Source organism: Paenibacillus sp. J22P51, assembly GCF_059692215.1.
On record NZ_JCAUAZ010000007.1, the window covers coordinates 165,206 to 178,843 of the forward strand.

The 13,638-nt window shown below is 43.6% G+C and carries 15 protein-coding genes; 12 read left to right on the plus strand and 3 right to left on the minus strand.

From position 1 onward, the window contains the following. Nucleotides 1–9: 9 nt before the first annotated feature. The gene (locus AC58QC_RS16950; RefSeq protein ID WP_497416304.1) at nucleotides 10–942 is read right to left on the minus strand and encodes a zinc dependent phospholipase C family protein; all 933 of its coding nucleotides are present in this window, start codon (nucleotides 940–942) and stop codon (nucleotides 10–12) included. Nucleotides 943–1,136: 194 nt separating this feature from the next. Here AC58QC_RS16950 and AC58QC_RS16955 point away from each other — a divergent pair, with 194 nt between their 5' ends. Further along, nucleotides 1,137–3,317 (plus strand): PAS domain S-box protein, encoded by a 2,181-nt coding sequence (locus AC58QC_RS16955; protein WP_497416305.1) that lies wholly within the window; start codon nucleotides 1,137–1,139, stop codon nucleotides 3,315–3,317. Between the two features lie 75 nt (nucleotides 3,318–3,392). Here AC58QC_RS16955 and AC58QC_RS16960 read toward each other — a convergent pair whose 3' ends face one another. Then, nucleotides 3,393–3,623, minus strand: a complete 231-nt coding sequence (locus AC58QC_RS16960; RefSeq protein WP_497416306.1) for a hypothetical protein — start codon at nucleotides 3,621–3,623, stop codon at nucleotides 3,393–3,395. A gap of 182 nt (nucleotides 3,624–3,805) precedes the next feature. Here AC58QC_RS16960 and AC58QC_RS16965 point away from each other — a divergent pair, with 182 nt between their 5' ends. The 6 genes from AC58QC_RS16965 to AC58QC_RS16990 all read left to right on the plus strand — a co-directional run bounded on the left by AC58QC_RS16965 (nucleotide 3,806) and on the right by AC58QC_RS16990 (nucleotide 8,137). Beyond that, nucleotides 3,806–4,879 carry a DUF3900 domain-containing protein gene (locus AC58QC_RS16965; RefSeq protein ID WP_497416307.1) on the plus strand — a complete coding sequence of 358 codons (1,074 nt, stop codon included), beginning with the start codon at nucleotides 3,806–3,808 and terminating at the stop codon, nucleotides 4,877–4,879. A 107-nt stretch (nucleotides 4,880–4,986) separates the two neighbouring features. Beyond that, entirely contained in the window at nucleotides 4,987–5,643 is a 657-nt protein-coding gene (locus AC58QC_RS16970; protein WP_497416308.1) for a deoxynucleoside kinase, read from the plus strand. A 121-nt stretch (nucleotides 5,644–5,764) separates the two neighbouring features. Then, nucleotides 5,765–5,926 carry a hypothetical protein gene (locus AC58QC_RS16975; RefSeq protein ID WP_497416309.1) on the plus strand — a complete coding sequence of 54 codons (162 nt, stop codon included), beginning with the start codon at nucleotides 5,765–5,767 and terminating at the stop codon, nucleotides 5,924–5,926. 128 nt (nucleotides 5,927–6,054) lie between these two features. Further along, nucleotides 6,055–6,771, plus strand: a complete 717-nt coding sequence (locus tag AC58QC_RS16980) for a copper homeostasis protein CutC (RefSeq protein ID WP_497416310.1) — start codon at nucleotides 6,055–6,057, stop codon at nucleotides 6,769–6,771. Beyond that, complete coding sequence (locus AC58QC_RS16985) at nucleotides 6,768–7,742, plus strand: NAD-dependent epimerase/dehydratase family protein (RefSeq protein ID WP_497416311.1); 975 nt, start codon at nucleotides 6,768–6,770, stop codon at nucleotides 7,740–7,742. Before AC58QC_RS16980 ends, AC58QC_RS16985 begins: the two co-directional genes overlap by 4 nt. A gap of 86 nt (nucleotides 7,743–7,828) precedes the next feature. Next, nucleotides 7,829–8,137 carry a DUF4870 domain-containing protein gene (locus AC58QC_RS16990; RefSeq protein WP_497416312.1) on the plus strand — a complete coding sequence of 103 codons (309 nt, stop codon included), beginning with the start codon at nucleotides 7,829–7,831 and terminating at the stop codon, nucleotides 8,135–8,137. Between the two features lie 67 nt (nucleotides 8,138–8,204). Here the strand turns inward: AC58QC_RS16990 and AC58QC_RS16995 are convergent, their stop codons facing one another. Next, nucleotides 8,205–8,963, minus strand: coding sequence for an MBL fold metallo-hydrolase (locus tag AC58QC_RS16995; RefSeq protein ID WP_497416313.1), 759 nt, complete (start codon nucleotides 8,961–8,963; stop codon nucleotides 8,205–8,207). A 256-nt stretch (nucleotides 8,964–9,219) separates the two neighbouring features. Between AC58QC_RS16995 and AC58QC_RS17000 the strand changes: the two genes are divergently transcribed. The 5 genes from AC58QC_RS17000 to cyoD all read left to right on the plus strand — a co-directional run bounded on the left by AC58QC_RS17000 (nucleotide 9,220) and on the right by cyoD (nucleotide 13,632). Then, complete coding sequence (locus AC58QC_RS17000; protein ID WP_497416314.1) at nucleotides 9,220–9,486, plus strand: hypothetical protein; 267 nt, start codon at nucleotides 9,220–9,222, stop codon at nucleotides 9,484–9,486. A gap of 225 nt (nucleotides 9,487–9,711) precedes the next feature. Next, on the plus strand, nucleotides 9,712–10,695 hold the full coding sequence (gene cyoA, locus AC58QC_RS17005) for a ubiquinol oxidase subunit II (protein WP_497416315.1): 984 nt from the start codon (nucleotides 9,712–9,714) through the stop codon (nucleotides 10,693–10,695). A 40-nt stretch (nucleotides 10,696–10,735) separates the two neighbouring features. Next, a complete protein-coding gene (locus tag AC58QC_RS17010) occupies nucleotides 10,736–12,706 on the plus strand; it encodes a cbb3-type cytochrome c oxidase subunit I (RefSeq protein WP_497416316.1) in 1,971 nt (656 codons plus the stop codon). Beyond that, entirely contained in the window at nucleotides 12,706–13,308 is a 603-nt protein-coding gene (cyoC, locus tag AC58QC_RS17015; RefSeq protein ID WP_497416317.1) for a cytochrome o ubiquinol oxidase subunit III, read from the plus strand. Before AC58QC_RS17010 ends, cyoC begins: the two co-directional genes overlap by 1 nt. After that, entirely contained in the window at nucleotides 13,309–13,632 is a 324-nt protein-coding gene (gene cyoD / locus AC58QC_RS17020) for a cytochrome o ubiquinol oxidase subunit IV (RefSeq protein WP_497416318.1), read from the plus strand. Nucleotides 13,633–13,638: the final 6 nt, after the last annotated feature.

Sequence of the window (13,638 nt, forward strand, 5' to 3'; positions counted from 1 at the left end):
TCATATTTCTTACAAAATGGGCTGAACATAGGTAATAGGTAACGCCAGTTCACAGTTTTTCCCGGTTTCATAGGAGCGGTTTCCGAGTACTTCACGGAATGTTTCATAATCAGCTTCCGAACCTCGTTGCAAGAATTGAATAGCGGCTTGAAGAACAACAATCGCATCCTTCATGGCAATGTCCAACAACTCCCATACGCTAGAGGTGTAGGTTTCATTGAGATCTGTCGGACAGTTCCAAGTCGTCTTGGCTTCATTAAAATAATCAAGCGAAGCCGGATGCTTCGTAAATACCAAAGGTGTTATTTGACCTAATGTCAAAATACGTTTGAGTCCACTTGGATCATGAAATAACCGCTGTGCACGGATCATGTCATAATAGGCGTCATCCCAATCAGAGTCGTGCATCTGTGAGGCTATTTCGGGATAATGAATCGCTGCTGCGGCGGAGAGAGCCGGAACGATACCAAGGGGGAACTTTTCACCAACATAAATTTCTTTCCATACTGGTGTATTCCACGTTTGAATATCTCGCTCATGCTTTGCATAGATGGTATCCATGATGATTTCAAAGCGTTGATGATCCCATTTCTTGAAGCCTGACTTATAGAATACATAGGGATGTAAATTGCGATCTAGAAGATGGTGTGTCAAAAATCCGAGCACATAGAGAACGGCTGGATTATATAAGCCTCTTCCTTGGACCTGACGGACAAGCTCAAGTAAAAATGGACCGCAGGCGTCCTTGTGCATGAGGCTTCCAAGTTCATTTAATTTTTTATCTTTTTTCCAAGGTAGAAAGTTATGATAAAAAAGAAAATCGGGTCCCTGACAGCCGAGTGAAAATATGTTTCGCTGCTGTTTATCGTTCAGCACCGAGGTATGTCCCAGTTCGTTCATGACTTTTTGACCGAAAATAAAATGTGTCCAAATATTTGGCAAGGGAGCATTCCTCCTACAGCTTGAAATGAAAAATAATGAACGATTCTATTCTAACATACCTGAGGAAGAACAAGTGCGCATTTCGTGAACTAATTCCAGCGACAAGGCTGAAAAGGCAGGATTACAACGGAATATGTCGAATTTATCAAACGGTGATCATCACCAGCCAAGCATGTGCCATGGGGGAAAAATATATGAATATGCAATCGAAAATGGAGCCTTCGTTCGATGCGATTTTTGACTTCACAACAATGGGAATGGCTCTTATTTCGCTCGAGGGTCAATGGCTGAGAATGAACCGCAGCTTAAGCGGCATTCTTGGGTATACGGAGCAGGAACTTCTAAATACACATATAAATGCAGTAATTGAACCCCATCAAGATCGTCATATAGACACCATTATGGAGAAATTGCTTGGTGGGGAGCTTCCTTCTTTTCAAGTTAATATTCAAATGCAACATAAGGATTTATCGTTTAAGCGAGTGGACTGGCTAATGTCCGTGATGCGAGATTCAGACAACGAACCCCAGGCTTTCATAGTTCAAGTAAAGGACCTTTCCCGACAATCGGAAATGGAACGAAAGCTTGCGGAGAGCGAACAGCGCTACAAATCTTTAATTGAACATAACCCCGCTGGTATTTTGACATGTGACACGCAGGGGCGTATTCAATTTCTCAATCCAGCCATGGAACGGATTCTTGGCTACTCTGAAAATGAATTGGCGAGCCGATTCATCCATCATTTATTTCAACAAGACGATAAAGATTTGATTACTGCGGCAGATATACTTTCACGATCGGATAACTACTTATTGGTGTTTCGTCATAAAAATGGGGAAAGAATCGAATTAGGTGTGAAGAACGTACCCATTATTGTCAATGATCATTTGGATGGTGTGTATTTGATTGCGAAGGATATCACCCAATTTCTTAAAGATCGGGAATCGCTTCGAATTGCGCAACAAGACCTTCATGATACGGTGAGAAGACAACAAGGGATGACAGTAAAGTTCAGGAAAATAAATGGGAAATTCATACATACGTTATGTGATGGTGAGTTGCTATATCGTTTAGGTCATAACCCATCTGATATTGTGGGGAATAGTTTGCACGATATTTGGCCGCATCCGTTGGCTACATCAATCGAAGTCTATTATCACCAAGCTTGGAATGGTGACAATGTGATGTTCGAGACAACCTATGGCGAGATCACCTATTTGACTTCATTGCGGCCAATCCTAGAAAATGATCGCATGATAGAAGTTATTGGTTCGTGCGTCGATATTACAGAGCGCAAAAGGATGGAGACAGAGCTCCGAGAAACGAAAGAGCTGCTTGAATCTGTTATAAACAATACCTCAGATGCGATTTGTGTGCTTGATTTGAATGGGAGAGTCATCTCAGTAAATGCTGCGCATGAGCATATTTTTGGCTGGTGTCTTGAGGAACTATGGGGTCAGCCATTGCCGATTTATCCGAAATATATGGAAAATGAGCGCAAAGAGATGTATGACATGCTTAGGTTAGGGAAGCAAATATCGGGGAAAGAATCGGTCCGCCTCCGCAAAGATGGACAATTGATTCACGTAAGTATAACGAAAACGCCTATTAAGAACGAGAAAGGTGAGATTTTCGGATTCGCTGGAATTACGAGAGATATTACCGAGCGTAAGCAAACGGAAGAGCTTCTTCGTAAGTCGGACAAGCTTTCTGTCGCGGGGCAACTCGCAGCCGGACTTGCGCATGAAATCCGGAATCCCCTTACCTCGCTTCGCGGCTTCTTACAGCTGCTTCAGCATGATTTAAAAGGCAAGCAGCATTATTTTGACATCATGTTATCTGAGTTGGATCGAATCAATTTCATTGTAAGTGAATTCCTAGTTATTGCGAAGCCAGAAGCGATTACGTATAAGAAAAGTGATTTAGGGGCGATTTTGCAGTCGGTTATTGCGCTGTTGGATACACAAGCCGTACTTTGTAACGTACAGCTCTTGTTGGAATTCCAGTCAGATATACCCGAAATCATATGCTCTGAAATGCATTTGAAGCAACTATTCATCAATTTGGTCAAAAATGCGATGGAGGCGATTCCCAAAGACGGGCAGATCAAAATGATCGTTTCGTTACAAGGGGAAGATCTGGTTCGAGTTCGGACGCAAGATAATGGATGTGGCATACCAGAGGAACGATTGAAACAGCTAGGGGAGCCTTTCTATACGACGAAGGAAAAGGGGACTGGATTAGGATTAATGATGTGCTTCAAGATTGTAGAAGCACACAAAGGAATCATGAACATCCAGAGTCAAGTGGGGTATGGGACGACAATCGATGTGTTCTTGCCTACTTTTACCAATGAGGATAATCTTCTCGCTTGAGTTATACATTAATTAAAGCTAAAACCGCCGTCGGTAGGAACCGGGAACGGCGGTTTTTTCGTTATACTCGTTTGATTAGTAACCAATACTAAATTCCGTTGTTTCTCTTGAATACCACGTCGAAACAGTTGTGTTATTCTCGTTGTAAATTTGGACATGATCTGGCGTGTATTTGACGATAATCCCTGTAGTTACTTGGTAATAGACGCCTAGTTGATCGAGTGACCATACATAAACAGGCGTTTTCGTGAGTGCGGCAGCAAATAATTCTGAATCTGTATCAAGTAGCTTCGTTCCGTAAATCATCGATACACCTCTGTCTTATGGATAGAATTGTAAGGCACTTATAAATAGAGACAGTATGGCAATCGAAATCATCACACTGTGATTTAATTTTTTTGTGGCATTTCGATTTTTTTCCAAGTACAATCAAGAATGTCTATTTTTCATCCATGGTATTTTCATATCAAAACGCAAGGAGAAACAGCATGAAATTTGCAGTCCGCTTCATCTCGTTTTTTGTTATTCAAGGAGAAGGTGCGGATACAGCCTCCGCTAAAAATTACCGACATTATCAAACGCTGGATGAATCCGATTATGAAGATAGTGACTTGCAGCAGTTCCTGGATGGTGAGTTCGCGCGGATTGCCAAGCGTAAAGTGGAACGGAATCCTCGAGCTGAACAGGTCCCGACCAAAGTTGGCCGATTTATTACGGAGCCAGGCTTCGATTTGGAAAGTAATCCAAACTTCAATCTATTCGCTCGTTTACGGTTTGCAGAAACCAAGCAGGATTTCCTCAATGTAGGGGACGAGCTGTTGAATGCTTATTTGAATACCAGTGCTGTTCGCGGCGGGGCGTTTCTTGTGGCTAATGTGAAGCTCAATCAATACTTCGATGATCCCTTTGTTTTCATTCTGAAATGTGATTTTGAGCCGAAAATTGCCCGGATTACGGATGAGAAGAGCCTGCTCAACCAAGTAGAGATGGCCATTAATGCGAAAAACATGAAATCGATCCAGTATCCTTTTATGCCAGAGGAAGGGATGATTGAACCGTCGGAGCTGAAGATCCATCAAGCCTCACATGCCCGTTATTTTGAGGATTTCCTAAAATATATAGAATATGAGCAGTCGATGCCAGAAATTTTGCATAGCCAAGTTCTCGGTCTCGTTCAACAGCAGCTAGAGAGGGAGTACGAGCATAACCCTGAGGAACGTGAGCAGGTAGAAAAGGACTTGGAAATATGGGCGGCGAGCGAGAAACGTGAGCTTCAGGAGAAGTGGTCGACAGATCTGGTGATGGAAGCTGCTAATTATATGGTGGAGCAAAAGCCAGATCTTGAAATGCGCATTAAACTGGATCATATTAGTGTAAAAGCACAGCTTGCTGACTATGGTCGAAAGGTGCATATCGCTAGACAAGGCGAGCGTTATGTCATTTTGATCGAAGGTGATTACTTGCATTTTGAGAAAGGTGTCTCCCCTATTGAATTGCTGCGTCCCGATGATTTACATGCGGTTATTGAGCGAATTACCCGTGAAGAGGAAGATGAACGATAAAGGAAAAAAAAGAGGGTTCCCACACGTTTGAATTCCTTGTATAATAGGTAAGCTTTGCTGAATTGACAGAAGGTAAATTATGATTGGGTAGAAGGAGAAAGGGGTCAATGGCAGTGATTGTGGTTGGGGGAATGATCGGTCTTGGTAAGACATCTGTATCCACTTTGCTTGGACAAGAACTAAATTCGAATGTTTTCTATGAGAGTGTCGATGATAATCCGATTTTACCGCTTTTTTACACAGCATCACCGGAAGAAATCGAAAAGCATCGGTATCCTTTTCTATTGCAGTTGCACTTTTTGAATACGAGATTTAAGGCCATTAAACAGGCGTTAGTACATAATCGCAATGTACTGGATAGAAGTATTTATGAGGATTGGTACTTTGCCAAGGTAAATCGAGAACTAGGACGAATTTCACAATTGGAATTCGATGTTTATGAAGGCTTAGCTGACAATATGATGTCCGAGCTGGCAGAGCTTCCTAAGAAAGCGCCGGATCTTATGGTATATTTGAAAGCTTCTTTCGAAACTGTGATGCATCGCATCGGACTTCGCGGCCGCAGCTTCGAACAGGATCAATCGTTGGTCAATTATTATCGTCAACTATGGTCAGGCTACGATGACTGGGTCATGAATCACTATCATGCCTCTGAAGTTTTAATCGTTGATATGGACCGAGTTGATGTCGTGAATCGTAAGGCAGATGCTGTTCAACTAGTTGAAGAAGTTCGAGCGAAGCTATCTGATTTGGCGATTGTATAATAGGTTTAGGCGAAACTTGTCGAAATGTCGAAAGACCCCCTCAAAACTGAGGGGGTCTTTCGAATGTTATAGTAGAAAATTCAATGACATGTTGTATTCGTAATCCAAGAAAGAGAAGGTGATGAAATTGTTGTTTATCGTATGTTACAAAGGCAAGCCTATGAGTGTACCACTGCCGAAATTAGCAGCAACAGAGAAAATGTTGAAGCTTAGTCGATCATTTGCCAATCTTGAGCTCGTCGAAGTGCAACAACAACAATGGCAGCAAGCTTCGAATATCTAGGACCATATACTTAATCATAATGTATACCTAACTCTTTAATCCACATGGATTAAGGAGTTTTTTGTGTTGTCCAATTTATGATAGAGTAAGAGATAAGTCTTGTCATAGAAGGGGAGGTTGTTCGAACCATGTTATTGGAAGTAATCGCGACTACACTGCAGGATGCTAAGCGTGCTGAGGCAGGCGGTGCAGATCGGATAGAGCTCGTTGCCGATTTGCGACAGGGTGGATTAACGCCTCAGATCGAGCTTGTGAAACAGATAAGTGAAACCGTTAGTTTACCTGTTCACGTCATGATTCGGCCGCATGCCCGCTCGTTTCATATGTCAGATGATGACATTGCTTGTATGATCAAATCGATTCAAAGTGCAAAACAAGCAGGTGCTAACGCGCTTGTATTCGGCGTACTTACACACAACAATGAAATCGATCATCGAACGCTGGACGTTCTTATGGCTGCAACTTCATTACCCGTCACCTTTCATCGGGCCTTTGATGAGATAACGCAACAAGCAGAAGCCTTACAGCAGCTCATTGCGTATAAACAAATTCGTTCCGTGCTTACCTCGGGAGGGGCCGCGAGCGTGCTGCAAGCGGTTGAGCAAATTCGCAGGCTAGCATCAATAACCCGCGGCAGCCATTTACATATTTTGCCTGGCGGTGGACTGACGCTGGAGAGCTTGGCTGCATTTGTCCAATCAACGGATGTTCAAAGTGTGCATCTGGGCACTGCGGTAAGAGAGAATAGCAGTGTGGATGGAGCTGTTGAGGAAGAGAAAGTAAGGCAAGCAAGAGCAATTCTAGATGGGATTGTCCAATCAAAACGTACAGGAGGTCATCCATGAACATATTAATTCTTGGCGGCACTAAATTTCTGGGGAGAGCCTTAACGGAAGCGGCGCTATCGAAAGGTCACGAAGTGACGTTATTCCATCGTGGACATCACGATGCTCAAGCATTCCCACAGGTTCGACACATTCTGGGAGACCGGAATACCGATCTGGCTAAACTCAATGAGGGTAAATGGGATGCGGTCATAGATACGAGTGGCTATCAGCCAGAGGCTGTTGCGGCTTCGACGGAGATCCTGAAGCAATGTGCGAAGCACTACACGTTTATTTCTACTGTATCTGCATATGCGGATTTAAAGCAGTTACATCTGGATGAATCCGCAACTGTGTTGCGAGTAGAAGATGCAGAAGATCCTGGGCAACGGTATGGGGCGCTTAAGGCAGAGTGTGAGAAGGTTGTCCAACAGGCATTCCCACAAGGATCACTTATCATTCGTCCAGGCCTTATCGTAGGGCCTTATGACGCTTCTGACCGTTTCACGTACTGGCCTGCACGCTTGCAACGAGGTGGTCAAGTGCTAGTTCCACTGCCGAAAGAGCGCAGACTGCAATTCATTGATGTACGTGATCTTGCAGCATGGACGTTGGATTTAATTGAACAAGGCGTCACCGGTACCATTCATGCGAGTGGCAGTGAGTATTCGATGGAAGAGGTTGTAGAAGCTTGTAAGTCCAACAGTAATGAAACAACACTAACATGGGTACCGGAATCATTCTTGGTCGAACAAGAAGTGGGACCGTGGATGGAGCTGCCTCTCTGGCTGCCTAGCGACAGCTTGATTGGTATGCTGCAGCTTAACAACTCGAAAGCGTTCCAATCCGGCTTAACAACAAGGCCGCTAGCAGAAACAGCCCGAGATACGTTGGCTTGGGACCAAAGTCGTGACCCGGCGCTCCCACGACTTGCTGGATTGAAGCCAGAGCGTGAGGAGCAACTATTGCGGGATTGGGGTGGACAAAAATAATTTGAGTTTTGTCCATACGCGGGCGAATAGCTGCAGGAATCTGAATATAATGGAAGAGTAAACTCTGAGAAAAAGAGGTGCTGTCTATGTACGATTCCACGGATATTCAAAGTAACAAGGGTATGGCTATTCTTGCGTACATCTTGTTCTTCGTCCCGTTAATCGCGGCGAAGGACTCCAAGTATGCTTCGTACCATGCCAATCAAGGACTTACTTTATTTCTAGCTTGGGTTATCGTGAACGTCGTACTCGGCATTATTCCGTTCATTGGTTGGTTCTTGCAGCCGATAGCTAACTTGGCTCTGGTCATTTTGGCAGTGTTGGGTATTGTTGCAGCGGCACAAGGTCAAGTCAAACCACTTCCGATTATCGGTAGTTACACACTTCTGAAGTAGAATGTACATAATAGCAAGGGCTGACTATCGGTAGGTTATCTACTGTTAGTCAGCCCTTATTTGTTTGTTATGCCTCTGCGGATCGAGCTAATTCAACAATTCGTTGGTTCACATTATCGGTGACGAGACCACCGTGATAGCACAGCACTCTTTCAATGTCGAATTGTGTGTATTTGCTCAATGATTGCAAAGCCAACGGATAATCAGCGCAATACGCAGGTATAGGGCCTTGAAGCACGCCATCAACGACAACCATGGAATCCGCGGCGAGTAATGTTTTACTCTTTTTATGATAAAGACTCATATGACCTGGTGTATGGCCAGGCGTAAGGATCACAATGATCCCGCCACATCTGTCGAGCTCTTGTCCATCTTCCAATACGGTGTTAACTGGCGCCTTTGGTGGATTCTCAAGGTTTCGGCGAAACGCATCGCGCCATTCCGGTGTTGTGTCCGCAGGTAAATTAGCAACAGCACGTTCAATGGACTCTGGCGTTACTTTGATTAACATCTTATCACCTTGTATATAAGGTTTCTCCAGTTCAGAGGCGAGTACTTCAATCGCGTGGGGAGAGGTCTCGACAAGGGTAGGCAGGCTTCCAATATGGTCAAGATCCTGATGTGTGATAATGATGGAATCCAAGTTAGATAAAGAGACGCCACAACCTTCCATCGCTTGTTGGAAAAGTGGAAGTATGCCAGGATAGCCCGTATCGACGAGAATAGCGCCTTGTTCATCGACGAATAAAGCGGGGTGAAAGACGCTGACTCTACCCATGAGCGGAACTGACAATTCTAGTGAATAAAGTCCATCTGAAATTTGCATGCGAAACCCTCCGATTTGGAATGATAAGTGTAAAAAGACATGGAAATATCATATCTACCGGAATGAAATATGTCAAATAAATATTTAATCATAACACAAATATTAACCTATGTCAACGTTTTATAGTGTGCCAATCCTACCCAGTGCATATTTGTCCAAATTTTGATCATCATGTGAATAAAATATGAACAAAACCAGCTTTTTGTGTTATACTAGATATAAAGCACTTACAATTAAGTCAGGAGTTGTGATGACAATGTCAAATAGAGCTGTATCCGCAAATCCAGTTGAGCGCGTTGAACGAGATGTGATGCCATTAGTGAAATTGATGACTTTTGCTGCGTGGGCGTTGCTTGCTATAGGTTTAGTACTTAGCTTGGTTAGTTTAAAAAGCTTCAATGATACCAATACGACATTAATGGTGGGGATTGGTTTCATGGTAGGTAGTGTTTTTATTTATGTGATTCGGACAGCGATTCACTTGGTACACTCACGCAATGTTGCCAAAAATGAATCAGAATAAGAATTCGAAGGAATACTATGAAAGCCTTTCAAGTTTAATACTTGGAAGGCTTTTTGCTGTTCATATTTTTCCAGCAGAGTCAACAAACGTTCTGTGACATTTGTTTTACATTCCAACGTCGAACCTTTGACGTATTTGTTAAGTTGAGTTTTGCTATGGTGCAGTTTGTAGAACAAGATGATATGTTGATAATAAGTTAGTGACGTCGAAGGGGAGGTAAGTAAAATGAAGAAGAGAAAGCTTAAACAAGCATCGTTGATCTTCATGATGGTCGCCATCATCTTAGTGTTGTCAGGATGCAGTCAAGCTATGGTTTTGGATCCAAAGGGACCCGTTGGTGCTGAACTGAAGGATTTGATCGTCATTACAACTGTGTTATGCGCTATTATCACCGTACCTGTTTTAGTATTAACGGCTTGGATTGTATGGCGATATCGCGATAAAAAAGGAAATAAAGCTGCGTACGATCCGAAATGGTCACATAGTACGAAATTGGAAACAATTTGGTGGGCCATCCCCATCATTATTATTGGAGCGATCGCTGTCATCACTGTGAAATACACCTACGCGACTGATCCTTCCAAACCATTAGAGTCGGATAAAAAACCTCTAACGGTTCAAGTTACTTCACTTGATTGGAAATGGTTATTTACATATCCTGAACAAGGGATTGCGACTGTTAATTATTTGCAAATCCCTGAGGATACGCCAATTAAGTTCGAATTAACGTCAGATGCACCAATGAATTCCTTCTGGATTCCGCAGTTAGGCGGTCAAATCTATACGATGTCTGGGATGGCGATGACACTGTATTTGCAAGCGGACGAAATCGGTCATTACTTCGGAACGGGTGCTAATTTCAGCGGTGAGCATTTTGCTGACATGACCTTTGATGTGAATGCAACCTCACGAGAGGATTTCGATTCCTTCGTTGCCAAAACGAAGAATGTTCCTACGAAATTGACGAAGGAAGGCTATGAGGAATTAGCATTGCCTGGCAAATCAGGCGTGAGATATTTCTCCTCGATCCCAGACGGTCTCTTCGAGCAAATTGTGACGAAATACACGAAGGGGCAATCTAGTCATAGCGGGCATGCTTCGAGGTCAAGTACAGCTGAGAAAAAAGAAACCTCTAAGGAAGCCTCGATGAGTCAAGGCGGCATGAACCATAGCGAAATGGACCATAGTCAAATTCATGGTGCGAAGTAAGTAGTATTAGATCAAAGTTTCACGAAAGGGAGATCATCTCATGTTCGATAAAATAAAAGATTTCGCATCCGAGTTTTTCGTTACAGGCGATCCGATGATTCTGGGTGCCCAAGTTAGTATCGGGCTCACTCTGGTGGCGATTGTATTCGTTCTGACCTTCTTCAAGAAATGGGGATGGCTTTGGCGCGAATGGTTAACGAGTGTCGATCATAAACGAATCGGGATCATGTATATCATTTGTTCGATTCTGATGCTGTTCCGCGGTGGTGTTGATGCGCTGCTGATGCGTGTACAGCTTGCAATGCCAGACAGTGAGTTCTTGCAGCCTGATCATTACAATCAAATTTTCACCACGCACGGCGTTATTATGATTTTGTTCATGGCCATGCCGCTGATGTTCGGGTTGTTCAATATTATTGTTCCGCTGCAAATCGGAGCGCGAGATGTCGCATATCCGTTCTTGAATTCTCTCAGTTTCTGGATGTTCTTCTGGGGAGCGATGCTGTTCAACGTATCCTTCATCATCGGTGGTTCACCAGATGCAGGTTGGTTAAGCTACCCGCCTTTATCTGAATTGTCGCATAGTCCAGGAGTGGGAGAGAACTTCTATATTTGGGGGATTCAAATTTCCGGGATCGGGAGTTTAGCGACGGGGATTAACTTTATTGTGACCATTTTGAAAATGCGTACACCTGGCATGAAATTGATGAAAATGCCTATGTTCTCATGGTCCGTATTTTCAAGTTGTATCATTATTATTTTCGCATTTCCCATCTTAACCGTTACACTTGCTTTGCTATTTTTAGATCGTTTCTTAGGTGCGCACTTCTTCACCTTAGACGGCGGTGGCAATCCAATGATGTATATCAATTTAATTTGGATGTGGGGTCACCCTGAAGTATATATCGTTGTCCTGCCTGCCTTCGGTATTTTCTCTGAAGTAGTAGCAACCTTTGCGAAGAAAACGCTATTCGGGTATAAATCAATGGTTTTCGCCATGTTGATTATTAGCTTATTTTCCTTCTTTACGTGGGCGCATCATTTCTTCACGATGGGATCTGGTGCTGATGTGAACGCGTTTTTCGCGGTAAGTACAATGCTCATCGCGATACCAACTGGTGTCAAGGTGTTTAACTGGTTGTTCACGATGTTCAGGGGTAAAATTAAATTCACGACTCCGATGTTATGGACCATCGCGTTCATCCCTTGTTTCGTTGTTGGCGGGATGACGGGCGTGCTGCTATCCGTAGCGCCTGCTGATTTCCAATTCCATAACAGCTATTTCTTAATTGCGCATTTCCATCAGGTCTTGATCGGCGGGGTAGCCTTCGGTTACTTTGCGGGACTATACTACTGGTGGCCGAAGATGTTCGGATTTAAACTCAATGAGCATCTGGGTAAATGGGCTTTCTGGCTGTGGAACATTGGCTTCTACGTATGTTTCATGCCGCAATATTTTCTTGGTTTGGACGGGATGACTCGTCGTACGTACACGTATAGCTGGGATATGGGATGGGGACCGCTAAACGTGGTTTCCACCGTAGGCGGCTTCTTGATGGGATTAGCATTCCTATTCCAAGTGTGGCAAATCGCGCACTCCATCAAGTTCCTCAAAGAACACAAAGTGGGTGGCGACCCGTGGGATGGTCGTACGTTGGAATGGTCTATTCCTTCACCAGCACCCATTTATAACTTTGCCGTGCTGCCGAAAGCAGAAGTGGCTGATGTTTGGTGGGAAGAAAAGCAAGGTAGCGTTAAAAAACAACCTGCTCCTTCAACGTATGAACCCATTCATATGCCTAAGAATTCAGGAATCCCATTCATTATGTCGGCTTTCTGGTTCTTCGCAGGCTTTGGCTTCGTGTGGGATTGGATGTGGCTGACGATTCCATCCTTAATTGGTGTTGCTATCTGTATGATTGCTCGTTCCTTCAGCTATGATACGGATTACTATATTCCAGCGGATGAAGTGAAAGCCACGGAAGACGCATGGAAAGGAGTGAAGGTATAATGGCACATACAGCTGCACATGGTGCTCATGATCATGAACACGATCATGAATCGCTCAAAACGTTTGGATTTTGGATATTTCTAATCACAGACGTTATATTATTCGGTACATTATTCGCCACCTATATCGTCCTTCATCAAAATACGAATGGAGGCCCCACTCCGGAAGAGTTATTCAAGATGCCAGGCATCATTGCGGAGACCTTCATTTTGCTAACGAGCAGCTTTACGAGCGGATTAGCCTTGCTTGGTATGTACAAAGGGAATGTGAAGCAATTAATAGGTTGGTTGATCGTAACGGTGCTGTTAGGGGCCTCTTTCATAGGCTTAGAACTTGCAGAATTCATTAACATGGTTAATCATGAAGGAGCAACGATCAGCACCAGTGCCTTTCTATCGGCTTTCTTCACATTGGTTGGGACGCATGGCTTGCACGTCTCCGTTGGCTTAATCTGGATGATTGGTTTGATCTTTCAATTAAAACGCCGCGGCATTACTACAGTAACGAAGCGTAAAGTTGCGATCATTTCCCTGTACTGGCATTTCTTGGATGTCGTTTGGATTTTCGTATTTACAGTCGTCTATCTCATGGGGGTGATGTAAGTGAGTCAACCGCAAACAGAATCACATCACGAGTCTCATGGCACATTGAAATCGTATATTATCGGTTTTGCGCTGTCGATCATCTTGACGATCATTCCACTTGTTGTCGTTATGAACCACATGCTTAACAAAACCGGGACATTAATTTTAATTTTACTCATGGCAGTTCTGCAATTCGGTGTGCAATTGTTCTTCTTTATGCATGTCAAAGAGGGCGAGAACGCCCGTTGGAACATTATGGCGCTGCTCTTTGGCCTTGTTATTCTAGTAACCATCGTGGGCGGTTCAATCTGGATTATGACTTATAATACAGTTGCTCATTAAATCTTT